At 47.9% G+C, this 26,968-nt stretch carries 24 protein-coding genes; 14 read left to right on the top strand and 10 right to left on the bottom strand.

Annotated elements, in window-relative coordinates; translation table 11 throughout:
* The first annotated feature begins 263 nt into the window (after positions 1–263).
* From HG547_RS06250 to HG547_RS06215, 8 genes are all read left to right on the top strand, one after another.
* Entirely contained in the window at positions 264–2,453 is a 2,190-nt protein-coding gene (locus HG547_RS06250) for a TonB-dependent receptor plug domain-containing protein (protein WP_169547328.1), read from the top strand.
* A gap of 1 nt (position 2,454) precedes the next feature.
* Positions 2,455–3,819, top strand: coding sequence for an ATP-binding cassette domain-containing protein (locus HG547_RS06245; protein ID WP_140907443.1), 1,365 nt, complete (start codon positions 2,455–2,457; stop codon positions 3,817–3,819).
* A complete protein-coding gene (locus HG547_RS06240; protein WP_169547327.1) occupies positions 3,809–4,492 on the top strand; it encodes an energy-coupling factor transporter transmembrane component T in 684 nt (227 codons plus the stop codon). Before HG547_RS06245 ends, HG547_RS06240 begins: the two co-directional genes overlap by 11 nt.
* Positions 4,489–5,031, top strand: coding sequence for a hypothetical protein (locus HG547_RS06235; RefSeq protein ID WP_037428350.1), 543 nt, complete (start codon positions 4,489–4,491; stop codon positions 5,029–5,031). Before HG547_RS06240 ends, HG547_RS06235 begins: the two co-directional genes overlap by 4 nt.
* A gap of 15 nt (positions 5,032–5,046) precedes the next feature.
* The gene (locus HG547_RS06230; protein ID WP_169547326.1) at positions 5,047–5,784 is read left to right on the top strand and encodes a DNA-binding protein; all 738 of its coding nucleotides are present in this window, start codon (positions 5,047–5,049) and stop codon (positions 5,782–5,784) included.
* Positions 5,785–5,791: 7 nt separating this feature from the next.
* Positions 5,792–6,034 (top strand): hypothetical protein, encoded by a 243-nt coding sequence (locus tag HG547_RS06225; protein WP_055647188.1) that lies wholly within the window; start codon positions 5,792–5,794, stop codon positions 6,032–6,034.
* Between the two features lie 217 nt (positions 6,035–6,251).
* Positions 6,252–7,442 carry an HD-GYP domain-containing protein gene (locus tag HG547_RS06220; RefSeq protein ID WP_037428357.1) on the top strand — a complete coding sequence of 397 codons (1,191 nt, stop codon included), beginning with the start codon at positions 6,252–6,254 and terminating at the stop codon, positions 7,440–7,442.
* A gap of 104 nt (positions 7,443–7,546) precedes the next feature.
* The gene (locus HG547_RS06215; protein ID WP_144346374.1) at positions 7,547–8,182 is read left to right on the top strand and encodes a paraquat-inducible protein A; all 636 of its coding nucleotides are present in this window, start codon (positions 7,547–7,549) and stop codon (positions 8,180–8,182) included.
* 42 nt (positions 8,183–8,224) lie between these two features.
* Here the strand turns inward: HG547_RS06215 and HG547_RS06210 are convergent, their stop codons facing one another.
* The 4 genes from HG547_RS06210 to HG547_RS06195 are packed head-to-tail and all read right to left on the bottom strand — an operon-like array spanning position 8,225 to position 13,809.
* Positions 8,225–8,530 (bottom strand): DUF3240 family protein, encoded by a 306-nt coding sequence (locus HG547_RS06210; RefSeq protein ID WP_011627657.1) that lies wholly within the window; start codon positions 8,528–8,530, stop codon positions 8,225–8,227.
* Positions 8,527–11,580 (bottom strand): CusA/CzcA family heavy metal efflux RND transporter, encoded by a 3,054-nt coding sequence (locus tag HG547_RS06205; protein WP_169547325.1) that lies wholly within the window; start codon positions 11,578–11,580, stop codon positions 8,527–8,529. Before HG547_RS06205 ends, HG547_RS06210 begins: the two co-directional genes overlap by 4 nt.
* A gap of 1 nt (position 11,581) precedes the next feature.
* On the bottom strand, positions 11,582–12,610 hold the full coding sequence (locus tag HG547_RS06200) for a membrane fusion-like protein (RefSeq protein ID WP_169547324.1): 1,029 nt from the start codon (positions 12,608–12,610) through the stop codon (positions 11,582–11,584).
* Entirely contained in the window at positions 12,607–13,809 is a 1,203-nt protein-coding gene (locus HG547_RS06195) for a metal transporter (RefSeq protein WP_169547323.1), read from the bottom strand. Before HG547_RS06195 ends, HG547_RS06200 begins: the two co-directional genes overlap by 4 nt.
* A 144-nt stretch (positions 13,810–13,953) precedes the next feature.
* Between HG547_RS06195 and HG547_RS06190 the strand changes: the two genes are divergently transcribed.
* Both HG547_RS06190 and HG547_RS06185 read left to right on the top strand, forming a co-directional pair.
* Entirely contained in the window at positions 13,954–14,499 is a 546-nt protein-coding gene (locus HG547_RS06190; RefSeq protein WP_169547322.1) for a LuxR C-terminal-related transcriptional regulator, read from the top strand.
* Between the two features lie 112 nt (positions 14,500–14,611).
* Positions 14,612–14,758: a hypothetical protein gene (locus HG547_RS06185; protein ID WP_083758005.1), complete on the top strand. Its 147-nt coding sequence runs from the start codon at positions 14,612–14,614 to the stop codon at positions 14,756–14,758.
* A gap of 44 nt (positions 14,759–14,802) precedes the next feature.
* On the opposite strand, the gene HG547_RS06180 is transcribed toward HG547_RS06185, so the two are convergent.
* Both HG547_RS06180 and HG547_RS06175 read right to left on the bottom strand, forming a co-directional pair.
* Positions 14,803–15,753 (bottom strand): putative sulfate exporter family transporter, encoded by a 951-nt coding sequence (locus tag HG547_RS06180; RefSeq protein ID WP_037428377.1) that lies wholly within the window; start codon positions 15,751–15,753, stop codon positions 14,803–14,805.
* A gap of 244 nt (positions 15,754–15,997) precedes the next feature.
* A complete protein-coding gene (locus HG547_RS06175) occupies positions 15,998–16,561 on the bottom strand; it encodes a malate synthase (protein ID WP_037423939.1) in 564 nt (187 codons plus the stop codon).
* 183 nt (positions 16,562–16,744) lie between these two features.
* Here HG547_RS06175 and HG547_RS06170 point away from each other — a divergent pair, with 183 nt between their 5' ends.
* Positions 16,745–18,277: a DUF3612 domain-containing protein gene (locus HG547_RS06170; RefSeq protein ID WP_169547321.1), complete on the top strand. Its 1,533-nt coding sequence runs from the start codon at positions 16,745–16,747 to the stop codon at positions 18,275–18,277.
* Between the two features lie 242 nt (positions 18,278–18,519).
* Positions 18,520–20,031 carry a KAP family NTPase gene (locus HG547_RS06165; protein ID WP_169547320.1) on the top strand — a complete coding sequence of 504 codons (1,512 nt, stop codon included), beginning with the start codon at positions 18,520–18,522 and terminating at the stop codon, positions 20,029–20,031.
* Positions 20,032–20,493: 462 nt separating this feature from the next.
* Here HG547_RS06165 and HG547_RS06160 read toward each other — a convergent pair whose 3' ends face one another.
* Genes HG547_RS06160 through HG547_RS06145 form a run of 4 tightly spaced genes read right to left on the bottom strand, consistent with a single transcriptional unit; the run spans position 20,494 to position 24,545 of the window.
* On the bottom strand, positions 20,494–21,741 hold the full coding sequence (locus HG547_RS06160) for a glutamate-5-semialdehyde dehydrogenase (protein ID WP_169547319.1): 1,248 nt from the start codon (positions 21,739–21,741) through the stop codon (positions 20,494–20,496).
* A gap of 11 nt (positions 21,742–21,752) precedes the next feature.
* Positions 21,753–22,859, bottom strand: coding sequence for a glutamate 5-kinase (proB, locus tag HG547_RS06155; RefSeq protein WP_169547318.1), 1,107 nt, complete (start codon positions 22,857–22,859; stop codon positions 21,753–21,755).
* Between the two features lie 9 nt (positions 22,860–22,868).
* Positions 22,869–24,365, bottom strand: a complete 1,497-nt coding sequence (gene putP / locus HG547_RS06150; RefSeq protein WP_011627647.1) for a sodium/proline symporter PutP — start codon at positions 24,363–24,365, stop codon at positions 22,869–22,871.
* Between the two features lie 3 nt (positions 24,366–24,368).
* Positions 24,369–24,545 carry a hypothetical protein gene (locus HG547_RS06145; RefSeq protein WP_169547317.1) on the bottom strand — a complete coding sequence of 59 codons (177 nt, stop codon included), beginning with the start codon at positions 24,543–24,545 and terminating at the stop codon, positions 24,369–24,371.
* Between the two features lie 674 nt (positions 24,546–25,219).
* Between HG547_RS06145 and HG547_RS06140 the strand changes: the two genes are divergently transcribed.
* Together HG547_RS06140 and HG547_RS06135 are read left to right on the top strand one after the other, a co-directional pair.
* Positions 25,220–25,681, top strand: coding sequence for a hypothetical protein (locus HG547_RS06140; protein ID WP_169547316.1), 462 nt, complete (start codon positions 25,220–25,222; stop codon positions 25,679–25,681).
* Positions 25,671–26,711 (top strand): serine/threonine-protein kinase, encoded by a 1,041-nt coding sequence (locus tag HG547_RS06135; protein ID WP_169547315.1) that lies wholly within the window; start codon positions 25,671–25,673, stop codon positions 26,709–26,711. Before HG547_RS06140 ends, HG547_RS06135 begins: the two co-directional genes overlap by 11 nt.
* The last annotated feature ends 257 nt before the right edge of the window (positions 26,712–26,968 follow it).

The raw sequence follows: 26,968 nt of genomic DNA, 5'->3' as shown, positions 1-26,968 counted from the left end.
CCGTCAGTGTCAAGAAGCAAGCCATGAGTGTGTGACTTTTACCATAGTCTCATTTTAAGACGCAAAAAAATGTGACCAAGATGGGTCTTTTTGTCGATACCGTTGCCAGTGTTGGACATTTTGTCTCTTTGTGACTAAAGGCGTGTTCCATTTGCCGTAATTAGTCGATCTGGGTTGGTTTTTAATTTTTTTTTGGTTGAGACGGAATTATCTAAGACCACAATAGGGGGCACATCTTAAATTTCCTGTATGACAACAATAATATGATTACCAGACAAACGATTTTTAGAGTGTCGTCCTTAGCGTTAGCGATTGGGCTCAGTTTAACTGCTCACGCCGATGAAATCGCCCGCGATCCCCTGCTAAATGTGAATGAAGTGATTGTAGTCCATGGCGAAGGCGCCGATGCGGAGCAATTGGCGACCACTCATTGGAGCATCAATGAGGCCGAAATCCGTGCTTTGGGTGCGCAGACATTAGACCAAGTGCTGAAGAATGTGCCCGGGGTTTATATCCGTGTGGGTGGTGATGGCACCCCTAGGGTCGATATCCGTGGTTTTAAGACCCGCCATGTCACTCTGTTGGTAAACGGCGTGCCCATGAGCAGTGCCGACGATGGGCAGTTCGACCCAAGCGTGATCCCAACCAGCCAAATTGCCTCGGTTGAAGTGTCGGTCGGCCCGACTTCAGTGCTGTACGGCCCAAGCGGTGCCGGCGGGGTGATCAATATTATTACTAAGCAAGGCAGTACTGCGCCCGCCTTGTCTGGACGTGTAGAAGCGGGTAAAGACAATACCTTTAATGGCGACATCAGCGCCGCAGGTTCGGGTGATGATTGGCAGGGATTAGTGAGTGTTAGCCGTCAACAGACTGATGGTTTCCCGATGTCGAACGATTTCGAGCCGACCAAATATCAAGACGGTGAACTGCGTGCCAACTCAGATAAAGAAGTCACCAACGTTTATGCCCAAGGTAGTTACTGGTTATCGGATAAGACCCAACTGATTGCCAACGCGGCACTGCGTAATGGCGAATGGGGCAAACCTGCCCGTGATGGAACTGGCAGTGGCAAACTTAAGTATGAGCGCACCGACGATTACGATTCACATACCTTCCAGCTCGGCTTAGCCCATCAGTTCGACGATACTTTTACCCTGCGTGGTTTTGGGTATCACAATCAAAGCGATACCTTAGAAGCCGCTTATGCCGATGAAACTTATTTGGCATTAACGCAAACTCAAGACGGTCGCTCCGTGGTTCAAGGGGTCAATTTACAGCTGATCACTGATTTTCATAAGGCCGGGCTGTTAACCACCTCTGTGATTGCTGAAGAGCAGAGCTGGAAGTCTGTAGTGGACACATACTCCAGCAATACTGGTAGTGGTACGGGGAATAACTCGGGCACTGGTTCAGGTTCCGGCAGCGGCTCTGGTAGCGGTGGCGGAACAGGTTCTGGCGGTGGCACTGGCAGCGGTGGCGGAACAGGTTCCGGCGGTGGTACTGGCAGCGGTGGTGGAACAGGCTCTGGTGGTGGCACTGGTAGTGGTGGCGGAACAGGTTCTGGCAGTGGCACTGGTAGTGGTGGCGGAACAGGTTCCGGCGGTGCTGAAAATCTAAACGATTCCGCATGGTTATATACTGCGGCGGCCGAATATCAGTATCAATCTGAGCACAACTATGGCGTTACCTTAGGTGGAGCTTTCCATTCACTCGATGCCTCTGATGGCACGGATGATAATTACTCGGCAATGGCATCTAGCTACTGGCAAGTGGTACCCGATTCACGTTTAAGCCTAAGTGTGGCACGTAAAGTCCGTTTCCCTTCCATGGTGAACTTGTACTCGCAATCATCGGGTAACCGTGATTTAGAAGCAGAAGAGTCTAAGCATGTTGAGTTGGGTTTAGAGCAAAACATACCCGCCAGCACCGACTTCTCGCTCTACGGTTATTACACGGATGCGAAGAACTACATTGCCAAAGATACTGCGGGTTTCTACCAAAATATGGGGCGCTATGAGTTCAAAGGGATTGATTTTCAAATTAATAACCATGTGATTGAACATTTGGATCTGAGCTTCTCCTACAGCTACTTAGATTCAAAAGAAATGGAAGGCGATGATACCTTAGATGCGCTGCAATACCGTCCTCGTCACCAACTGCGCTGGCAAATGAGCTATGAATTCCCATTCGAGACACAAGTCCACCTCAATGTGGAACGTATCCTCGATCAGGTTTATGCGACTCAGGTGAAGGTAAACGGACAATACCAGTATCAACAGCAATCGTTGGATAATTACACCTTAGTGGATATCAACTTAGTGCAGCCGCTGATCACCGATAAGTTAGACGTGTATCTGCGTGCCACTAACCTATTGGATGAGAACTACTACCAGAGTGAAGCCCTGCCTCAGGCTGGCCGTCAGTTCTTCGTGGGTGTGAACTGGCAGATTTAAGATGAAATTACTCGAGCTCGACGGTGTCAGCTTTAACTATGGCAGCCAGCTAGCCCCGGTTTTACAGGAGCTTAATCTCTCGATTGGCGCAGGCCAATGCCATTGTGTGAGTGGGCCCACGGGCTCGGGTAAATCGAGTCTATTAAATCTACTGGCGGGCGTACAGAATCGCCCGCATGAGGGCGATATTTGGCGTCACCCAGAGTTGGTTACTGGCTTAGTGATGCAGGATCCGCAAACTCAGTTACTGCGGCAGACTGTTGGGGCCGAAGTCGCCTTCGCCTTAGAGAATCTCGGCATCCCCGCCGAGAATATGTTACCTAAAGTGCAGTTAGCGCTGCGACGCGTCGGGCTGTTTTTACGGCTCGACACCTCAGTCAGCACCCTTTCCCTCGGTCAAAAATACCGTTTGATGATTGCCGCACAGTTGGTGTGTGAGCCGCATTTACTCTTGCTCGATGAGCCATGGGCGCAGCTCGATGACCATGGCGTGAGTGAGCTGTTAGCGGTATTACGTAATCTAATTGCCGAAGGCATGGCATTGGTGTTGGTGGAACATAATGCGGCGGCCTTTGCCGAGATTATCCAGCATTATTGGCAATTAGAGGCAGGCCGTTTATCCGAGGGGATATATACCGTCAGCGATGCCACCGTGCAGGAAGCGCCAGTGAGAGCTTGGGGAAGTACACATCACTTAGGCAAAGTACAGGTGAGCGCCGAGGCGTTTGATTTCTGCTTCGATGGTTGTCAGCCCTTGTTTAGCTGTCCACAAGGGTTTGAATTGCACGCCGGCGAGATAGTGACCTTAGTGGGGGATAATGGTGCGGGTAAAACTAGCCTATTAAAATCCATCGCGGGCATGCTGCACCTAAAGTTGCGCTTGCCGCTCAAGGTGTTGGGCCGTAAGCCTAAACTCGGTGTGTATGGCGCCGAGTTAGGGTTATTGCTGCAAAGGCCGAGTCGACAACTGTTTGAAACCAGCGTGCTGGCCGAGATGCAGTTTAGTTTGAATCGTTTCGAACTGCCTAAAGAGCGTGCCGAGCAAATGCTGCTCGATCTCGAATTGAGTGCGCTGGCCGAACAGTCGCCTCATAAGTTGTCCTACGGTCAACAGCATCTTATTGCCTTGGCATCATTAGCCTGCTTGCAACCTAAGGTGTTGCTACTTGATGATCCACTCGCGGGCATGGATAAAGAGTACTATCGCAAAGTATGGTATCTGCTCAGGCGCCTCAGTGCGCAAGGTTGCGCCATTTTAATGAGTAGTCACAGAGTAGTCGTGCATAGTGCCGTGTCTCGGCAACTCAGTTTACACAATGGGTTGTTGACGGAAGACACTCTGATGGAGGAGCGCTATGTGGGTTAGTTGTCGTCGATGGCGACTACGTGCCCGCCGGCGTTGGAGTCGCGAGAAGCAAGAAACTACGCTATGCGCGCTGTCGCTGTTTTTCGTCTGCGTACTTTCCGCCTGCGCTTTTGTATTGCCCGCCGATTTATTGCTGCCGCTGGCGGCCGTGAATGGCTTGCTAGTGCTCCATGGCTTAGCGCGCCGGGGCAGTATTATGGGCGTGGTTAAACTCGGTGTGATTCAACTGACGATTACTTTAAGTCTTTATTTATTGCTCTATGGCGTTGATCACCTCGCCCAAGGCGCCGTGGTGGTGGGACGCATTATTTTAGCGACTATCCCCGGCTGGTGGTTGTGTATCACGGCTGCGCCCGAGCGCATTGGTGAAGTATTAAGTGCATTTTTGCCGAGCAAATGGGCCTTTGTGGTGGCCGCATCTTTGAGTTTGCTGCCCTATATGGCGGACGAAGTGCGCGAGATTTATCAGATCCAATGTCTGCGAGGCGCGCGTATTACCCCTAAGGCGCTGCGAAATCCTAAAAATTGGCCTGAGCTAGTGTATTGCGTGCTGTTTCCTTTATTAATCCAATTACTTAAATTATCTCGCCAGATGGCGGTTGCGGCCCAGAGTCGTCACTTTGGCAAGAGTACGCGTGTCACCCATTGGCACTCACCGAGAGACAAAAAATGAAGAAAAAACTTCCTCTGAGTTTGCAGGACTCGTTGTTTATTGGTTTTTGCGCCACTTTGCTGGTGGCATTGACGAGTATGTTAAGGCTTAAGCTCGGGATTTCTGGCCATAGCATGTTTTTGATGAGTTTCTTCTATTTGATTTGCTACGGCGTACTTGGGCGTTTTGGCAGCATGATTGCCTGTGGTGGTGTTGCAGGGCTAGTCGCGATGGCGCTCGGTGTTGGTAAGGGCGGCCCGATGATTTTATTGAAGTTTATCTTACCTGCTATTGCGATGGATCTGGTGGCCTTGTTGCTACCTCTCACCTTAAGCCTGCACTGGCGCTGCGTGATTTTAGGCATTGTTGGCTGTATGGCCTGGGCGGTCAAAGTGGCTCTGACCAATGCGCTGGCGGGCATGGCGCTCGATGTTGTACTGATCCAATGGGGTGCGAGCGTGCTTAAGGGCGGATTTTTTGCCACCTTAGGTGCCCTGCTGGTGCCTCCCGTGCTGCATAGGCTTAAGGCCCATGACCTCCTCCACCGTGACAAGTTTTAACTACTAGGAATACCGATGAAAAATTGGCTTATTTGTATCGATGATACCGACGACATTGGCACTAAAGGCACAGGCGAGATAGCTGAGGAAATTGCACATTTGCTCGCGCAAAACTCGGGTGGCAAGGCTTCCTTTGTGACGCGGCACCAATTATTTGTGCATCCTGATATTCCTTACACCTCCCACAATAGCGCTATGTGTTTTGCGTTGCAGTCGCCGTTATCACAGGCCGAGATCTATCGTCTGGCGGTCGCGCATCTGGTGGCTGAATCTGCACCTAAGGCAGATCCTGGGATTGCAATTTTGGATGTCGATTCCGACTATGATGTGAACGCGCTGATAGACTTTGGGCTCAGAGCCAAGCGTGAAGTCATTACCAAAGCGGCCGCCTATCAGCTTGCTGAACAGTTACAGATTCATCTGACTGAGCACGGTGGTACTGGTCAAGGTGTGATTGGTGCTTTGGCTGGGCTTGGATTGCGGTTAATGGGCAATGATGGACGAGTGAAGGGCCAAATCAAACTCGGTCAACTTGAAGAGGTTTCCCTTGAGCTACCTGTGGCCGATATCCTCGAACAAACCGGCTTGGATGCGGTGATGAGTACCGATAAATACTGCTTGGCCGCAGACGAAAAAGTCCAACTCAAAGGCAAAGTAAAAGCTGTCTATCTTGAACATCAATTTGTTTTATTAGTCGCGAAGGACGGTGAGCTGTGGCGTAATGCTGGCAAGCAAGCCTTGCAGGACTATTGAGGTGGGAATGGATCAAAAGTTACTCAAACTGTTTGAATATGAGACTGAACGTTGGATTTTTCGGGCGGGTTTACAGCAATATTCAGAAGCAAGGCGGGCGGCGCGGTTGTGCACTCATTTTGCTCCAGATGATGAAGATGAGCAGATAGATGACGATCTTCATTCCTGCTATAACTGCCAATATCGCCGTTGGATGGTGGCAAGCTTCGAATGTGTAATATTAAAAAATGCTATATTATTAGACGATTAGCTCGCTCTTGAGCAATGGCATAGGATTCTACTGGGTTTTTGTCTTGTTCTTTGATGCTAATCATCAAAGCATATGGTGCTTTTATCTTCCTCAGCATAGAATGCGCGTTATACTGTCCTATACTTCCAGGAAGTAAATAACGGCATCGTGCGCCCAATAGTGCGGCATGTTACGTAGTCGATAGCAGTAATATTCTCTATGCCTTGGGGTTGCTAGTATGAGTGAGTCGGCAGAATCGGTTGACCTAATCAAATTGCCAGTGTCGAAATTGACGCTGGGAATGTTTGTCACAGCAATTGACAGAAATGATCAGGGCCGGTTGGCAATTGCAAATGCTGGACAAATCAAGCACAAGGACTCGATTCTAAAATTATCAAAGAGTGGCATCAAATATGTTTGGGTCGATACGGAGCGTTCGGCTGAACATTGTGGTTTTAAACGTAAAGCCAGCAACGATAGCCTATCAGAAGTTAAAAAATCCCTACTGACCCGTGAGAAGCAACAAGCGCAGGCGAAGGTCATTTTGACCGAAGCGAAGGATCTCATTCGCAAAGTACTCTCAGAAACATTCGAGGGTAAAGCGATTGAAGTCGCTCCTTTTGAAGCACTTGCTGACAGCATGATCGAGTCAGTGTTGTTGGATGAAGACGCCCTAAAGTGTATGTCAGCACTGCGCACTAAAGATGCTTATCTGTTAGAGCACTCAGTGAATGTCGCCTTCCTACTCGTTACTTTCGGTAAATACCTTAAACTCGACCGCGCTATGTTAAGAGAAATGGCGGTGGGCGGCATTTTGCATGATATTGGCAAGATTAAGGTCGACAATAAAGTCCTGCATAAACCGGGCAAGCTCACGCCTGAAGAATTCGAGCATATGAAGTTGCATCAAGTATATGCACTTGAAATAATGAATGAAACCAAAGGTTTGTCGCAGATAAGCAAAGATATCTGCCTAATGCACCATGAAAAATTAGATGGGCGGGGCTATCCAAGGGGATTAAAGGGAGATGAGATACCTCGCCACGGTCGGATGAGTTGTATTGTCGATATATTTGATGCCTTAACCGCGACGCGTTGCTACAAAGAGGCCATGAGTCCTGCGGCCGCCTTTAAGATCTTACTGAGCTTGACGCCATTTCACTTAGATCAAGAGCTGGTTTATGAGTTTATTCGTTGTATCGGTGTATATCCTGTAGGCTCTTTAGTCGAATTGTCCGATGGTCGAGTTGGTATTGTTTGGACCTCCAAGGATAGAGATGCATTACATCCAATTGTGAAGTGTTTTTATTCTCTAAAAGCAAAGCGTTACACTGAAGTCGCCATGGTAGACCTTCTTAAATCAGACCTTCACATTGAGCGAGGCGTATCGCCAAGCTCCTTAGATATAGATCCATCACCCTTTTATTGATTGCCCAAGTTGCACTTGATATCTACCAAGATCTTAAGTGCCATTCATTGCCCCCGCTGCGCCAAAAGCCTTACACTGGGTGAAAGTTTGCTTTGGGCTCAGTTATGAACAGTGTTCGTCAATCTCTCCTTCCCATTCTCGTTATTCTGCTGTCTTTGGCGTTGTTAATTCCCGGCGTAACTCAGCCCATTTTGAGCCTTAACGGCAGCATAAATAAGGCCAAATTAGCCGAACAGGGGATTGAGCAGGTTGCCCAAAGTTTCGATGAAGACTCGGGGCGCGACAGTGCCCGCGGCATGTTGAATATGGTTAGTGGCCTGCTGGGGCTAAATAACCTTAAAGGTGAGGTCCAAGTATTGCAGCAAACCCGTAGTATTTGGAGCACAGTCACCGAATTATATAATACTGGCAATGGCTTAGTTGCAGGACTGGTGATGCTGTTTAGTATCATTATCCCTGCGGTAAAACTCAGTCTAATGTTGGTACAACAAAGCGTGAGTTCGATTGCGCTGCAGTGGCGTATTCATCATCTAGTGTCTGCGCTGGCGAAATGGTCGATGGCCGATGTGTTTGTGGTGGCTCTGATCATTACCTTTTTGGCGGGTAATGCCTCGGGTGGCATGGGTGAAATGCTAAAGACCAAGGCGGAGTTTGAGAGCGGATTTTACTTCTTTACCGCCTACTGCATTCTCTCAATCGCCAGTGGTTACTTAGTGCGTCGTCCAACACCGATTCTGTAGTCAATCAAAGGGCATACAGCAGGTTCTGTATGCCCTTTATCGTTAGGAAAGCGTGCCGTTTTGATAGATGGGCATAATCCAATAACGGCAAGGGTTGTGTTTACAGACCTTTGCTAGTGCTTCAAGCAGGGCGCTTTGCTGGCTTGCAGGGTGCATAATCTCAAACTTACAAAACTCCCGATAACCTTCCACCTGTTCCTTGATATTGAAATGGCTGTGCTCTCGGCTAAATCCGCAAATATTGCCCAAGCTAAAGCCGGATAAAAACTCCAACTCAATCAGGGTGTCGACTATATCGTCCTTAATATCGTTTTGGGCGATCAGGACTAGCAGTTGTTCCGTGCTCATCGGCGTTTCTCCAGCCAAAAATACAACATGGGCAGTAAATACAGGGTCGTAATGGTCGATGTGAGCAATCCACCGATCACCACAATGGCCAAGGGTTTTTGGATTTCAGCACCAGGGCCCGAGGCGAACACTAAGGGGATCAAACCAAACATGGCGGTGGTGGCCGTCATCAGAATGGGTCTGAGTCGCCGCGCGGCACCCTGTTCGACTCGCTCCCTGAGACTGCCAAATAAGTATTTGGTTTGTTCGTAATAACTGACCATCACTACGCCGTTAAGCACCGCGACACCTAGCAGGGCGATAAAACCTACTGAAGCGGGCACCGAGAGGTACTCCCCCGAGAGATACAAGCTGACGATACCGCCCATCATAGCGAACGGGACGTTAGCGAGGATTAATCCCGATTTTGCTAGCGAGCCGAAGGTGGTGAATAAAATCAAAGTGATCAGTGCGATAGCTATGGGGATCACCAGCAACAAATTGCTGGTGGCGCGCTGCTGGTTTTCAAACTCGCCACCGAAGCTGACGCTATAGCCGCTGGGCAGTTTGATTTCCTTGGCGATTTTGCTGTTAAGCTCTTCCACAAAGCCCACAATATCCCGCCCTTGAACGTTGGTGGTAATCACAGAAAAGCGATTTCCCTGTTCCCGCTCGATCAGGATAGGGCCCTGTTTATAACTCAATACCGCCACGTCACTTAGGCGTTTTAGGGAATGATCAGGCATCACCAATAGCTGGTTTTGCAGTTCGTTAATGTTGCTGATCTGCGCCTGATTATTGGCGATAAGCACAGGCGTGCGCTTCTTCCCTTGCAGCACCTCGGTGACGACCACGCCTTCGAGTTGGCTCTTGAGGTAACGGGCAAACTCCATAGTGCTCATCCCAAACCCACGGGCCAGCTCGTTATCTAAGGTGAGATTGATAAAGGGGCTGCCTTCAATCATTGCCATCTTAACGTCGACGCTGCCCTGAGTTGCTGTGACCAGTTGTTCTATTTCGCCGGTGAGTTTTCCTAAGGTCTCGATATCATTACCGAATACTTTAATCGCGACATCCCCGATACTGCCTGTGAGCATTTCGGAGACACGCATCTGTATCGGTTGCGTAAAGTTAAAGTTCACGCCGGGATATTTAAGCAGTACAGTGCGGATGGCATCGATAAGCTGCTCTTTAGTGGCAAAACGCCATTCGCTGCGTGGGGCCAGTTCTAAAAACACATCGGTTTCGTTCAGTCCCATGGGATCTAAACCAATCTCATCGGCGCCGGTGCGCGCCACCATCTGTTTGATTTCGGGGATTTGGCCTAGCAGGGTTCGCTGGATCTGTTTATCGATAGCGATGGAGCCGTCGAGGGAAATCGAAGGGGATTTCTCTAACTGGAGAATAATGTCGCCCTCATCTAAGGTCGGCATAAAGGTTTTCCCCACCAGACTAAACAGGCCGAGACTGACAATCAGCAAGCTAAAGGCGATGAGCATAAAAGGCTTTTGCCAACCAAAGCAGGCCTTTAGGCTGCCAAGGTAAAGATGCTTGAGCTTTTCGATGGCCTTAGGTTCTTTCGCGGCCTTTTCGTTAACGAGGTATGAGGCAATCACGGGGATCACAGTCAGCGATAACACCAGCGCCGACAGCATGGCAAACACTATGGTGATGGCAACTGGGGTAAAGAGTTTGCCTTCTAAACCACTGAGAGTGAGCAGTGGCGAGAATACTATGATGACGATAACCGTGCCCGAGACTACCGGAATGGCGACGTCTTTGGTGGCGCGAAAGATCAAGTGTAAACGCGGCAAACGCTGTTTAGTGGCGATTAAATTCACCATGTTTTCAACCACGACCACGGAGGAGTCCACCAACATGCCGATAGCGATAACGAGGCCTCCAAGACTCATCAAGTTAGCGGAGAGATTGAAGTAATCCATCATCAAAAAGGTGAACAGTGCGGCTAGCGGTAGCGACAGGGACACCACTAACGCGGCGCGCACATTACCTAAAAACAGCGCCAGCAATACGATGACCAGCACTACGGCCTCGAATAGCGCATTGGAGATGGTCTCAATAGCGGTATTGATCAGGTTAGCGCGGTCGTAAAAGGTGTTTATCTGGCTGCCTTCAGGGAGAGTCAGACTGATTTGCGCTAGCTTTTCCTTAATGTTGTTAACCACTTGTGCCGTATTGGCGTCCTTGAGGGCAATGATTAAAGCTTCGGCGGTTTCGTTGCCATCCTTAGTGACGGCACCGTAGCGTGCAAGGTGGCCTATCTGGATATCGGCGAGATCCTGCAAGCGATAGACTTTGGCATTATCGGCTTTGATCACTAGCTGTTTAAGCTCGTCGATATCATCGATGCGTCCCTCGGAGCGCACTATGATGGTGTCAGTACCTATGGTGAGCTTACCAGCACCTTCGTTGTGATTATTCTCCACAATCGCCTGTTGCAGCGCGGCAAAGCTCACGCCCGCAGCCGCCATCGCCGCAGGATTGGGGCTGATACTAAAACTCTTGGCATAACCGCCGAGGATATTCACATCGGCAACACCCGGCACTGTGCGCAGCAGCGGCCGAATTTCCCACTCGAGTAATTGACGTCGCTCCAGCAGGGAAAGATTGGGGTTTTCGAGTGAAAACATAAAGATTTCACTCAGCGGCGTGCTCATGGGCGCCACACCGCCACTCACACCTTCGGGAAAACTGTCCCAGACCGCAGTGAGGCGCTCGCTCACCTGTTGGCGCGCCCAATAGATATCCGTGCCTTCTTCAAAATCGAGGGTGATATCGCTAATGGCATACTTAGTGGTCGAGCGTAGAATCGATTGCTGCGGAATGCCGAGCAGCTCGGTTTCAATCGGGACGGTAATCTGGGCCTCGATTTCCTCCGGCGTCATGCCGGGAGCCTTGAGGATGATCTTCACTTGGGTTGGGGAAATATCCGGAAAGGCATCCAAGGGAATGGCAAACCAAGCTCGTGCGCCAGCCAACATGAGGATCAGCGCCACAATCAGCACAAAAAGTCGCTGAGTGAGCGAAAAACGGATCACAGAGGTGAGCATCTTATTCGCCTCCTAAACCGAGCATGATGCCTTTCACCGCGGCAACCGACTGGGATAGGACTTGCAGCTGACTCAAGTCTTGATCGCTGGCGACAATATATTGCTCCGGGGTTGAGCCTAAGATATCGACCGTTAGCGCATTGAGCTGGTTATCGGACAGAGTGAACACTTGGCTGTCTTGCTCCCAACTAAACACACTATTTTTGGGGAGCAAATACACGGCTTTTTGATACTCGGGAACCACAGTCATTTGCTGACCTAACAATAGGTTACATTCCTGTGGCACCGCCGATGACCAAGCCGTGACAAAGGCGCCTTCGGCAATCGCCGACAGTGACTCAATCGCGATATGGCATTGATTAATATTGATGGCCGATAGGGAATGGGACTGCCCCGTCGGCACATTCACTTTGACACGGATGCTGTTATTGGGTACCAGTGAAAACAGCTGATCCCCCGCCATATAAGGGCCGCTGATGGCATTGAGTTTAACGATACCGTCAACGGGCGCGGCGACAATGAGGGAGTCGGTAGCCGCATCTGTGCTGTGGACGCGCTCCATAAAGTGCTGCATATGCTCGTATTCGAGGTGAGTCGTGAAATAGTCCTGACTGATCTCACGCCATTTTTCGGCGCTAATACTGCCATTGGCGAGCAAAGGTTTGTTGCGCTCATATCGACTCTTGGCAAGTTGATACAGGCTCGCCGCGGCCTCGACTTGGGCGAGATAGTGGAACACTTCTGGCCCTGTGAGTTTGACTATTGGTTGGCCTTTACTGACGCGCTGGCCTTGGCCAACGAGAAAGTGCACCTGCTGGATATTCTCGGGCGTGCTGATCCAATAATCATTGCCGGGGAGGATTTCAACCTGCGCCGGCAATGGGCTGCCCTCATAACTGGCGACTCTTTGTGGTTGGGTGTAACTGAGGTCGAGATTGCCTAAGGCGCTAATGGCTAAGCTTTCGGCCTGCGCCGAACCTACAACACTCGCGGATAAACAGAGAAGGCATGCGCCGTACTTGGCCATCATAATGAAATTCCTAAGGCTTGGAGTTGTTGAGAATGCAGTTGTTGCAAGCTGACGCGGTTGAGCGCCAAGCGGGATTCGGTGTCGAGCGCCTCCATATAGCGGCGCAGCCAGACTTCATAACTCACCTGATCTTGATCTTTTACCTTGGCGAGTTCCTCGGTAATGGTGCGACTGAGGGCGAGTGCTTGGGTGAGTAAGCGCTGTTGCTCGACGAGGTTAGTTTGCTGGCGGACCAATTGATCCCACTGGTTTTTAAGCTCGAGTGCGCTGCGGTCAAGATTGAGGCTTTGTTCGGTATTTGCTTGTTGCCATTGGGATAAATCGCTCTGTGACAGCGCCGAGCCTAAGGTTAAGGGCACTGACACGGCTATGCCTAACTGCTGATCATCCACACCCGCATCGGCGGTATTTTTTGCCGTGAGTGAGACGGTCCAAGGATCGCGCTCACCCGCTTGTTGAGTTTGGATCAGCAGCAGGTGTTGCTGTTGTTGCAGCTTCAACAATTGCCACAGGGGATGTTGGGCTAAGGCCTCGGCGCCCTTGCCAAGCGGGCGGTCAGTTTCTTCTATCGCGCTCGGCATCCGTTGTTGACCCGTCAGCTGTTGATACAGGGCTAAAGATTGAGATTGTTGCTGCAGAATGTCGGCGCGGCTTAAGGCGATATCGACACTTTCTCGCTCCAGCAACAGGGTGTTGGCCAGTGGCAGTTCCCCCGCATCAGTCAGTTGTTTTTGCTGGCGATGGAGTTTATCGAGCAACTGCTGTTTACGCTCAAGCTGCGACAGTTTGACTTCGCTCTGGCGGTAATCCCACAGGCTCTGCCTTAATAATCCCGAGAGATACAAGCCTTGCAGCGCCGTTTGTTGTTGATGAATTTGCTCGGCGAGCTGTTTTATTTGCTTATCGCTGCTGTGTAGCGCGGGGGATTTAAATGGCAAATTGACTGAGAGTTCCTGCTCGTAGCTGTTACTATTATCCAAACTCCCGAGGTGACTTAAGCTAATGCTCGGCAGGCCAGTGAGCCAGGTCGAGCTGGTTAAATTGGCCGCTTGGGTATTCGATGAAGTGAGATGAGTCAACCTAGCTTGGCTGCTCGACAGCGCTTGGGAAAGTTCGGCTTCCGCCGCAAGACATAGGAAACTACTGCCGACTAAGCTGGTCAACAGACATAACTTGATACAAGACGAACTGACAGACATGAGATGATTCTGTGGTATTAAACAATGCTGTCAGTGTAGGGATTGACGGGTGAAAGTCGTCGGGGACCTGTATCATAAATCCGCCTATGGTACATATGTCCCATAAAATAATTGATTGATTTTGCTTTTATTTAGGAGTTTTAAATGAAGGATATTGTCATTATTGGTCTGCTGGCACTGATCATGTGCTTTAAGCTTTTTGACATTAGTTCCGACATTCAATTAGGCATTCCGCAATGGCATTTAGTGCAGGAAGCTATACTCTTAGTGCTCACCGCAGTCGGGGCCATCTACCTCAGTTACGATTTAATGCGCCGCTCGCGCGAGGTTAAAGCCTTAGCAAAACGCCTCGAGTACGCCGATAAAAAAATCGACAATATGTCGACTCAAATGCGTTCCGCCAGACAGGAATACAGCCAAGCCGTTGCAAACCAGTTTGATACTTGGGGTTTTACCAAGAGCGAGCAGCAAGTCGCGTTTTTATTGCTTAAAGGGCTGAGTTTTAAAGAAATTGCCGAAGTGAGACAGACAAAAGAGAAAACGGTGCGCCAACAGGCGTCGACCATTTATGGCAAGGCCGCCGTGGATGGCCGCCACACCTTTTGTGCTTGGTTTATGGAGGATTTTATTCAAGAACATAACCAAGAACTGGCGGCAAACGAGTCCGATAGCGCCCATAAAGCCGCTTAGCCTAAACTCTCAGGCTTAGTTGTTATAGCTATTTGTTATTGAAAATCGATATTGGCTGGCTTTTTGGTTCTAAACAATAATGAGCATCCCCTAAGTTTGTCGGAGGATGCAATTGAAAAACTCGCTGCTAATTGTGTTTTGCCTTATTGCCTTGGTTGCATCCACGCAAACCACAGGGTTACTCCGCTCGCTGATTGAGTTTTCCGCCTTTTTAGGCGTACTGGGGTTGGCTTGGCGGATTAAACCCAACGCCGAATAAAGCTTCCCTCATCTGCACATTGAGCCGCTAGGCTCAAATCCAATCTATTGAAAATACAGAATATAACCTAAAGACGTTACCCCAATTGCCGTCCACAGGATCACGCCCAGCAGCAAAGGCTTAGGGCCGCTTGCCCGCATTTTTTGCACCGTAATCCCCGCACCAATCAAGAACAGACACAGAACCAAGGTACGTTTCGACACCATAAACAGCGTGTCGTAGAGCGGCTGAAACTGCGGCAACCAATGGGCGATTGCGATGGCTAAACAGTAAAATCCGATAAAATACGGTAGGTTAAGCTTACGTTTATCGCCGCCAAAGATCAGCGCACTGACAAGGGCGATAGGGATAATCCATAGTGCGCGCGCCAGTTTAATGGTCGTGGCGGTTTTAAGTGCTTCATCACCATAGGCAGAGGCCGCGCCGACAACTGAGGAAGTGTCGTGAATCGCGATGGCACTCCACACGCCAAAATCGTATTGGCTCATATTGAGTAAATGCCCGAGGGCGGGGAATAAAAACAAAGCCACCGAGTTGAGTACAAATACACAGGCTAATGCGGTGGCGGTTTGGTCTGGTTTGGCATTAATGGCGGGCGATACGGCAGCAATGGCGCTACCGCCACAAATAGCGGTGCCAGAGGCGATTAAGTGGCCTGTGATCGGGTCAAACTTTAAAGCGCGAGTCACCATAAAGCCCAAGATCAGCGTAAAAATAATCGAGCCGACAATCAGCCCGAGATTGTGGCTACTGGCCTCAATCGCGGCGTTGAAGTTAATGCCAAAGCCTAAGCCGATAATCGAATAGGACAGTAATTTTTTGGTGAGGGCGGCGATATTCCAGTCGTTTGGCACCCAACCTAGGCTGGCCAAGGTAAAACCGAGCACAAGTGCCATAGGGGATGAGATAACAGGCGCGAGACACAGTAGCGCAGCGCAGATAAACACAAGGCGATGAGGTTGCTTAAGTTGCGAGACTATCGATGAAAAATTCATAACGCCTTAGGTTTGCGACTGAGTGTTTGGTTCTAACTACTGGAGCGCGGTTTTATATGGCAACGAGGTTAGAACTGAGACGCTGATAAAAGCGGGTATTATAGCGATGAAATTAATCTTCAATAAAATCAATTTAATTTATTTTGAGAGTCAGTTTTACTGATTGTTGGGCCAATGGAATGATCATAAAGGAAAGGTGAGGAGATTCACCTATGGTTTCATCTCCTCCAACTGTAGGATTAAATTAAAGATTAACAATGCTTTGCAGGCTGTAGTCACCACCGTCTTTAGCGGTAAACAACTTGTCTTGAATATCGTTAGCGCTTGGCATTCCCGCATGTAACAGGCTTAACCAGTGGCGCGATGTGGCGTTGCGAGTGTCCTTTGGCTCAGTCGCTTGTGCCATTGGGGTTTCAATTTGCACATCTTCCAGATTCGCTAAATCCCGCGCGCCTATCATGCCAGTGCGGTCGAAACACAACTCAACATGGCAGCCTTGGTCCTGTAACACTATGGCGCTTGGCGCATCTTTAGTGCCGTTAAAGGCAACAAATTGCTTGGTTTGGCGTAATCCGCTGTGGCTGCCGTCGGCAAAAAATGCCAGCAGGTGTTGGTAGTAAACCACATAGCTGATCACATCTTGGTGCGAACCCGCATCCAGCGGGAAATGACGGTCGAGGAACTGCTTCGCCTGGGCAAGTTTTTCATGTTCGGCCACGTTCACTTGGGCGACGGCAAGCACTTCTTCGGCGATGAAGCTGTTAAGATTCGATTGGATCTGGTTGCTCTTGATAATTGACATATTCATCGCTAGTTCCTCTACACTTTCCAATTTAAAAATTAGGGCCTTGATTTCACTTTAGCTTGTCCAACAGCGTTAATCGTTAAGCAGTGCTAGGTGGATAACCCTTCCTCGATTGCTTAATTTGTAGTCTAGTCTTTTTTTGACTACAATTTCACAATAAAAATTTTACAATGTGAATTTTACAAAATGCGCAATGACCAGAGCTTGATGAGAAAATCACACTTCCTTGGGACAAAAATACGTAACCTACGGAAACGTAACAATTTAACCATGGAAGATTTATCGGCGCGTTGCATCCGCGTCGATGCGGGTAGTGCGCCCTCAGTGTCATATTTGTCGATGATCGAACGCGGCAAACGCGTGCCCAGTGCCGAAATGTTGGCCGTGATCGCCACTGTATTTCAAAAGGACGTTGACTGGTTTTTAGACGACGTGCCCGAGGAAAGTGCCATCACGCCGGACAAGGGCCGCCGTGGTGGGATCAGCGGCATGGCGCTCGAACCCAGCTTTTTGTTTTCAAATGATATTTTGCAAATAGCTATCCCTGAAATGCTATCCCAGACGGGGATTTCGGGTCGACAATTCGCCCACTTATTAATCCGCGCCCATCAGGAGCACCATCAAAACCATTTCCCCGATCTTGAACGTGCCGCCGAAGAGGTTGGGTTAAAACGTATGCCCTTATCCCTCGAGGAGATGCTGGATATTGCCAAGGGCGTAGGCTTAAAAATCAAATGGATAGATAGTACGCCCCAGGAAGTGATCGACGAGCGCGGCGTAAGCTCGCATCAGTTAGTGACTTCCTTCTTCGAGCCGCCCAGCACAATTTACATCAATAAAGTCCTTAAAAATCGCCCTAGCCGGCTAAAGTACGATCTCGCCGCCCATATCGGCCATTGTGTGTTGCACAATAAAGATGGGCTTAAAAGTGTGATGATCTCCGGCCGAAAACTGGAGATGGATGAAGAAGTGACGATGCAGTCTAATACTCTGAACGCGCAGGATATTTTACATGCGTGGCGCGACTTTGAGTCCAGCTTTTTTGCCGGAGCCCTGTTATGTCCTAAGGTGCCGTATCGACAATTGCTCGACCGCCACGGTTACGAAATTGAGGTGCATAAACAGCTGCAAGTGTCGGCTTCGGTCGCCATGCGGCGGATGACGGTCGTATCGCCTTACCCCCATTGGCATTATTTTGATGCCTATGCGCCGGGCAAACTTAAGGCCGTTTACCGTGGCAATGGCATTCCCCTGCCTTGGGGCAATATGCGGCTGGTGGAAGACCCTTGCCAGCACTGGGCGGTGTTTAGAATGATCAGCGAGCCCAAGGTTGGGACATCCGCGCAAATTTCGATTTTAAATGTGGGCAATGAACCACGGATTTACTGCTGCGAGTCGATTAAGGTCGAAGACTCGGCGAGCAACCCCCATGTGCTCTGTGCCGGTATCGATTTGAATCCGGCCATCGAAGCCCAAGGCAAAGATGCACTCTCTATCGCCCATGATTTAAAAGCCGCCTGTGTCTCTGGCGGCGGCTCAGTCGCGATTCCCAAGCATATTAAAAGCGATCTAGTAAGCGTGGCTAAAATATTGAATATCAACTGGATTGAGCGCGGCATTAAAAATGATGCTCGGCTTATCTGCTCCCGCGGCGCCGTCTGCCCGCGCCAACCCAGCTGTTATCAAGCGGGTAAATCGCAGTGTGATGGGGTGGAGTAAACTATGCCGCGAAGTTTTGCATAGGGTTTAGTAAATGGCCGCTATTAAGCACTCTCACTTCAGTGACACGCCATTAACTCATCCCTGAGGGCTCGACGGCGGCATCCATGCCGCCAACGGTCACTGCCGCGAGAGTGCTTAACTCTGCGAACTCAGGTGTCTGTATTGCTCATTGAGTTGATAGTGCACACATTACGACTTTATTCTGAAGTATGAGTAACTGATTAATAAAAAGGGATTTTATGTCTGATGATATTGTAGATTTTAACTGGAAAGAGCCTGTGTTATGCGCAGAAGGAACTGAATTATTTCCAAGAGATACATTAGATCGCGCTAGATACGCTTCTTTTTTACACAATTATTTGGCGATTAATGCTATCGATGGTGGCTATGTTTTAAACCTAAATGCGAAGTGGGGCTCGGGTAAAACCTACTTCATTAATCGCTGGATGGAAAGTATTAAAGATAGACACCCTGTTGTTTATATTGATGCTTGGAAGCAGGATTACTCTGATGATCCCATGCTTACCGTTATTTCATCTTTGATAAATGCTTTAAGTGAACAATTGCCTGCTGAAAATGAAACTCTGGCAAATATTACTGAAAAGTCAGCCCGCTTTATCAAAGCAGCTGCGCCTGCTTTACTTAAAGGATTGGTGAAAAAGGCTGTCGGTTTGAATTTAGATGATATTAAAGTTGAAGGCGAACTAAAAAATGATGACAAATTCATTTCTGATACTTTAAGTGAATCGGCCGCCGCAGTTGCACAATGCTTAGTAAAAGACCACAACGATAAATTGCAGTCAGTCAACTATTTGCGAAACGAAATTAAAGCGTTAATTACTGCAGTCATTGCACATCAACAAGGTGCTTTAAAAGCACCTGCTTTTATCTTTATTGATGAGCTTGACCGCTGTCGGCCTAGTTATGCCGTAGAAATGTTGGAAGTGGTTAAGCACTTCTTTGAATTAGATAATATTGCCTTTATCGTGGCGACTGATACTGAACAACTGCAGCATGCGGTAAAAGCTGTCTATGGTGAAGGCTTTGATGCTCAAACCTATTTAGGTCGGTTCTTTAGGCGGCGTTACTCATTAACCGAGCTTTCTCGCTATGAATTTGTAAGCCATATTTCTGAAAGTAAAGTCACTTATAATCCTAATTGGAAGGAGTTTGTACCTAGCCTAGCTGAATTAGATGACTTTACTCGTGTGGTTTCTATTGTGGCGGATAGATTTAGACTCTCGCTGAGAGAAACTGAACAGCTAATGGATAAATTTATAGCTGTTTTAAGCAATACACCTAAGACTTTAAATCCTTATTTATTGTTAATTCTATTTGTATTGAGAGATAAGCATTACTCTCTGTATGAGGAATGGATTGAGTCAACCAGTAAAGAGGCTAGTTTTGGTCAATCTATTGGACGATTAACTTATCGAATTGATATGTTTCCCATGGTTTATAAAAACCGAGAACAAGGTTTTTTTCCAAGAGATGGTAAAGATGATTCTTTGGTTAATTTTCAACAAAGCCTTGATATGATTTTATCTAATATGAATAAGGCGTGTTCACCTTGGAATCAGAGAGAAAAAGATAGGTTTATAGACAACTTGGAAGAGTCATTATATTCATCTTCATCACCGAGCTTACCCGAAAGAGCAAGTAAGGGGTATCAAATAAGACTAATGAATCTCAATGCTTATAAGTCAGATTATAAAAACTGGGTTGAGCTAGCAGTGTCTTTTGATAAATAGAAAGATGCGCTTATCTACACCCATAAATCATCTTAGAGCCAACAATTTATTAAGGTTTGGTGTTAATGTAAAAATTTTAAGCTACAAAAATACATCGAAATTAACGAGATTAAGCACTGGCATGTAAGTGACCGTTGGCGGCATGGATGCCGCCGTCGAGCCCTCAGGGATGAGTTAATAGCGTGTCACTGGAATGCCAGTGCTTAGTCATTTTTAGGGAGGCTGTTCATAATTATGGGTCAGGTTAATTTCACACCTGACCCATAGTGATATGGGAAATGTCACTATGATGTCTGGAACATCATTGACCATGTGATCGCGGCATTTGCACTTCCATGTGCAGCAGATGCCGCCGTCGAGCCTATAGGGATGACTTCTTGTCAAACCAAAGTCGGCGAGTCACTGGAATGCCAGTGCTTAATCATTTGCAGGGCTTTAGTAATTGCTTTTGGAGTCAGAAAGCTAAGCCCTAATCTGTCCTGTGCCTGAAACCAGATATTTTTCAGTGGTTAAGGCTTCGAGTCCCATGGGGCCGTAGGCATGCAGCTTAGTGGTGGCTATGCCGATTTCGGCGCCGAGGCCGAGTTCACTGCCATCGGAAAAGCGTGATGAGGCATTCACCATAACGACCGAGGCATCCACTGCGCGTTGAAAGCGGGCGGCGGTGAGTTCATTGTCGGTGCAAATCACCTCGGTATGGTGGCTGCCAAACTTAGCGATATGTTGGGTAGCGACCTCAAAGCTGTCGACTTGGCGAATGGCTATTTCTAAGTCCAAGTATTCTTGGCCAAAATCTTCTTCTGCCATATAAGTGCAGGCGTCGAAATACGCAGCGGCTTGAGGGCATGCATTGATTTTAACTTGATGCTCGGCCAGTGCTTTGGCGACGCGGGGCAAGAATCGCGGCGCGATATCCTTATGCACTAACAAGCCTTCGAGGGCGTTGCACACTCCTGTGCGTTGGGTTTTACCATTGAGCAGCAAATCCAAGGCGATATCTTGATTAGCGTCTTTATCCACATATAAATGGCACACGCCTTTAAAGTGCTGAATAACCGGAATGCTACTGTTTTCAGTGACGTAGTTAATCAATCCTTCACCGCCGCGGGGGATGATCACATCGATAAATTCCCGCTGCTGCATCAGTTCGAGCATTAGGGCGCGGTCAGGATCGGGGAGCACGCTGATAAGTGCTTTAGGCAAGCCATAGGCGGTCAGTACCGCCTGTAAAATACTGGCGATCACTTGGCTGGTGTGTAGTGCTTCTTTACCGCCTCGCAGGATCACCGCATTGCCGGATTTAAAGCACAATGCGCCAGCATCGGCGGTGACATTTGGGCGCGCCTCATAAATCATACACACCACGCCGAGTGGCACACGCATCTTACTGATGGATAAACCATTAGGTCGTTTACCAATAAAACGCTCGCGCCCAACGGGATCGGGCAGCGCGGCGATGGTTTCGATTCCTTGCGCCATTGCCTCGATACGATGCTGGTTCAGCGTGAGGCGATCGACCATTGCAGGGCTTAAGTTATCCTGAGTCGCTCGGTGCACGTCAATCAGGTTCGCGCTTTGGATTTCATAGGTTTTTTCCCTTAATGAGCGCGCCATATCCAGTAATACGGTGTTTTTTAACGACTCATCGAGTTGTGCGAGTGTGCGGGCCGCATGGGCGGCATCGGCAGATATTTGTTTAATTAGGCTCATAGTTTCTCCACTCAAATGGATTTAAGAATGGCGATATTCTTATCGGAAATGATGGGGCCGGTTTTTTGCTGGAATTCACTGGCAAACGCCTGATCATCCTGCTCGGTAATAAAACTCAGTAGGCAACTGCTGTAGTTAGATTTGGCTTTCGCTAACTTAGTGCCATCGCCTTTACGCACCAGAATGGTGTCGCCCACTGAGAAATCCCCTTTGACTTCAACCACATCATCGCTGGTTAATTGCTCGCTGTGCTGATCGAGTGCGAGGTCAAAATCATCCTCGACGATCACTTCGCCCTGCGCTTGCGAGGTGTGGGTCATCCAATGCAAATGCTCCTGCATCGGTTTTTCGTAGGGGGTAAAGAGGGTGCCCGGATTTTGCCCCTTTAGCAGTTGGCTAAAGGAGTCGGCATTAAAGCCATTGATAATAAAGGTCTCAATGCCGTGGGAGATGGCTTTCTCGGCGGCTTGGATCTTAGTGCGCATGCCTCCGGTACCAACATCGCTGCTGGCGCCTCCCGCCATCGCATAGATCTCGGCATTGATTTCAGTGACTTGCTTTATCAACTTGGCATTGGGATATTCGTGGGGATTTTGATCATAGAGTCCATCCACATCCGAGCAAATCACTAAAGTGTCGGCATCGGCCGCAGCTGCCACCATGGCCGAGAGATTATCGTTATCGCCAACCTTAAGTTTGTCGGCGGTAACGGCATCATTCTCATTGATGATCGGCATTAAACCGTGTTCGAGCAGGCTAAAAATCGTGTCTCGAATACTGATATAACGCTCGCGATTACGTAAGTCGCCATGGGTCAGCAGTAGTTGGGCGGTGGGAAAATCAAATAGCTTATTCCACGTCGCCATCATATCCGCCTGACCCGCGGCTGCCATGGCCTTTTTCACTGTGACACTGGGCTGAGCTTGGCCCTCAAAATGATGCCAACCAGCGGCAACCGAGCCGGACGAAACCAATACCACTTGGATACCTTGGACGCGGCAGTAAGTAATAAACTGCGCGATACCCAAGAGATAATGACTACTACAACCTTGCTTGTGGGGCGCGATTAAGGCGCTCCCCACTTTGACAACGATACGTTTACGGGGAGAGTCTGTCATAGCGCCTCCTTAGCTTTCCTCGGCCAACACGCGACCGGCCTGATGGAATTGCTTAGTGGTTTTAGGACAAGGATCGGTATCGAATTTGCTCACCAGATAAATCACTGTGCTGCTGACAACAAAGCCAGGGATCATCTCATACACTAAGCTACTCAATGCCTTACCATCGGCAAGCACGGGGGCATAAATCCAAAAGAGTACCGTGAGCGCGCCTGAAATAATCCCCGCAATCGCCGCTTTATGGGTGAGGTTAGCCTTATACAAACTAAACAGCACCAGCGGACCAAATGCGGCACCAAAGCCTGCCCACGCATTACTCACGAGGGAGAGGATACTGTTAGAGCGGTCGAGTGCCAGCAGTGTTGCGACAATGGCAACACCAGCGACCCCGTAGCGACCCATTTTGACCATCTCTTGCTCGCTCGCTTGTTTCTTCGAGAGGGTGCGATAAATATCTTCGGTCAGCGAACTCGACGAGACTAATAACTGCGATGAGATCGTGCTCATAATGGCCGCGAGAATCGCTGCCAGCAGGAAGCCGCTGATTAAGGGATGGAACAGCAACTCTGAAAACACGATAAAGATGGTTTCAGGATCCGAAAGCTTCATTCCAAATTTATTGGCGTAGGCGATACCGACCAAGCCCGTCGCTAAGGCGCCGATAATGGTCACTGTCATCCAACTGATGCCGATGCGGCGTGCGGTTTTAATGTCGGCGACCGAGCGGATCGCCATAAAACGCACAATAATATGCGGCTGGCCGAAATATCCGAGTCCCCATGAGAGGCTGGAGATTAAGCCTAACAGAGTCACATTTTGCATCGCGTCGGTAAAATGCGGGATCGACTGATAAGCAAAGTTCATCATACGATCTGCGCTGGTAAATTCTTGATATGCCACGAAAGGCACTAACACCAAGGCGACAAACATAATACAGCCTTGCACAAAATCGGTAAGGCTAACGGCTAAAAATCCCCCCAGCAGAGTGTACGACACCACGACGGCTAAGGTAACGACTAGGCCAATATCGTAGTTCAACCCAAAGGCGGATTCGAACAACTTACCGCCCGCGACTAATCCCGCCGAGGTATAGAGGGTGAAAAAGATCACTATGATGGCGGCGGCAATAATGCGAATGCTGTTATCGGCCTGACCAAAGCGTTTAGCGAAGAACTCAGGAATCGTCAGCGCGTTATCGGCGACCTCGGTGTAGACCCGCAATTTAGGGGCGACCACCAGATAATTGATTAGAGCACCAATTAATAATCCGAGGGCAATATACAAGGTTTCAAACCCCACCAGAAACATAGCGCCGGGTAGGCCCATCAGCATCCAGCCACTCATATCCGAGGCGCCGGCCGAGAGAGCCGTGACTTGTGGGCTCACTTGGCGGCCACCCAAAATGTAGCCAGAGACATCATCGGTCGACTTACGGTAGGCGAACAAACCAATAGCGAGCATGGCAATAAAATAAATTGCCAATGAAACGTAAGAGAGGGAATTCATCGATTATTTTCCTCCTAACGCTTTGTTATTTTGAATGAAGCTCGGTTTCAAAATGACAAAGAGATAGGTACTTAGAATGGCAAACAGGCAGAAATATTGTAGTGTTCCATTAAGGCGTTCCCGGGTGGAACGGATGATCTGTGAGATGGGGTTTTCATCTGCAGCATGCTTAGCTGACATAATGCCTCCTTGATTTATTTAAGATGAATAATAGTTAGTGCTATAACTATAATAAGATCTTTATTAGCAAGATATCAAGTTGAAATGCCCAATTTGCATACTTTTGGTTGGCGTAAAACAAGGGAAATTGATTTGAATACTGATAAATTTACCTGTGCATTTAATGGTAAATTGGGGCGAAAGAGTGGGATGTTAAGAGCGGATAAATAAGCTTGATGTCTTAGCGTTGAACATAAAAAAAGCGGCGCTGAGAATATCAGAGCCGCTTCGATAAAATGCAACACTCACAGGCTATTGAGCCAGATTTAAAACTTGAGTCATGCGCTTAGCGCATAGTCCTGGCTTACTGTCACAGGCTATTTCTGAAATAAATCTGGAAAGGTACAGAGGAAAAGGCATGTGGGCCTTTTCCAGAAAAGCAGTTAATTTTAGCCACTTTTCCTAAATTCTGAGTCATCATACTACCATTTTCCAGAAGTACTCTCACCCCTCAAAATGTCACTTTAAAGTTCTATACAGAACTGCTTTTTTGCTTATTGTTAGAAATAAGTAACATTTTTTGAACTCTCTACCTGTGACTTAGTCAGCTTTTTATTATAAGACAATAGATTACCTCTATCATTACGTCGCCTAGTGCATATAATTGCATTTGTTGTCATCTACAGGGAAAAGCAATGAATGTATTAGGGCTGAGAGCCTCCCCTAAGGAGGTTACGTTTTGTGTCTACAACACTGAATACGATGAAATTGTTAACGTGGAAGAGATTAAAATACCAAACGCTTTAGAAACGCCTGAAAGGCTAAAATATGTGCGAGCAACAATATTGGATGTATTAAGAGAATTCAATATTGTTGCAGCTGGTCTTCGTTTAACAGAGTTCAATGCAAGATCACCTAACTTTGAAAGGATTCAGCTAGAAGGAGTGATACAAGAATCTTTTGCCTCAAGCACGCTTCAATCCTATTACCAAGGAGCTCTAGTTACGATTGCATCAAAGTTAGGTGATGACAAAACACGCTTATCTAACTTGATTAAAACGGCTAACGATTATGAGAGAGTGCCTGATTGGGATGAGTTCTCCGAGAAAGAAAGAGAAGCTATTCTTACGGCAATAGGAGCTGGGAATGTCGAATAATACGATGGCTCTAGTAGAGTTTGAGAAGATTGAAGAAATTGGGCAAGAAGGCAGAAACTCTCAGGTTTTTAGAATTAATGATGTGGCTCTTTCAGCCGAAATGGTACTGAAGCAGATCAGAAAGGGTAGTTTTGACAACCCGGAAGAATACTTTGAAGAAGCACGAGTTCTTTACGATATTCGACACCCCAATGTAGTTGAGGTTAACTATGCCTGCCAAGATCAAGATTTTGTATACATAACAATGCCCTACTATGAGAAGGGCTCGTTAAGTAAATTAATGAAGGAACGGTTTTTAACTGTTAGAGAAATCATTCGTTACTCTGTGCACTTCTTGAGCGGTCTACATCACATTCATTCATTGGGGTTGTTACATTTTGACCTAAAGCCTGACAACATCATGCTATCAGCACGTAACGAAGCAATGCTGTCAGATTTTGGCTTGGCTAAATACATGGATGATTATGGGTTTACGACTCCCAAAGCCCTCTACAGAAAGCATACAGCTCCAGAAGCTACGCAGCAGCCATTATTTTCAGTCGAGTTTGACATTTATCAAGCAGGCTTGACGATGTATAGGATGTGTATTGGCAGTGACGCATTTAATCAACAGTATGCGACTTACGCACATGCAGATGGCTTTGATAAAGCTCGATTCGAGGGTGACTTAAAAGCAGGTCGCTTCCCTGACCGAAACTCTTATCCAGTACATATTCCGGCAAAATTGAAAACTGTGATTAATAAATGCTTAGAAGTTGACCCTGAAGATAGATATTCAGCAGTTATCGAGATTATCAACGCAATATCGGATATGGATGATAAGTATTTTGATTGGCAGTACTCGATTGAAGGTGATATTCGAAAATGGTCTAAAAAAACAACAACTGGTAGTATAAACTACTTAGAGATAGACCAAAATGAAAAGTCGACGGCTTACAAGGTTAGTGCGCAAGGACGCAGAACCAACATAAGGGATTATACAAAGCCAAGAATTAGTATTAGAGACATAAATCGTTTCTTTAAATGCTAACAATCTCTTTTGCTCGTCGCTTCTTGCATAGGAGCTTTTTATGAGTAGGAAAGACAGTAAAGTAAGAGCTAGGTTTAAAAGTAGAGCATCGCTTGCTCGTTCTAAGAACCAATCTCTCTCTTACAAAGAGCGTTTAGCCATGTCTAGTAAAGACAAGGATGTTCGCAAGGTAGATTTTGGTAATGTAGATGAATCTGGGTACATTAAAATGCTCTGACCCATTTCGGAAACACTATCAGACATAAGTCTATAAAAAA

The sequence above is a fragment of the Shewanella sp. DNRA4 genome, from assembly GCF_012843185.1.
GTDB lineage: Bacteria > Pseudomonadota > Gammaproteobacteria > Enterobacterales > Shewanellaceae > Shewanella > Shewanella xiamenensis.
The sequence above is the reverse complement of the archived record's forward strand: the minus strand, read 5'-3'. Positions and strand labels throughout refer to the sequence as shown.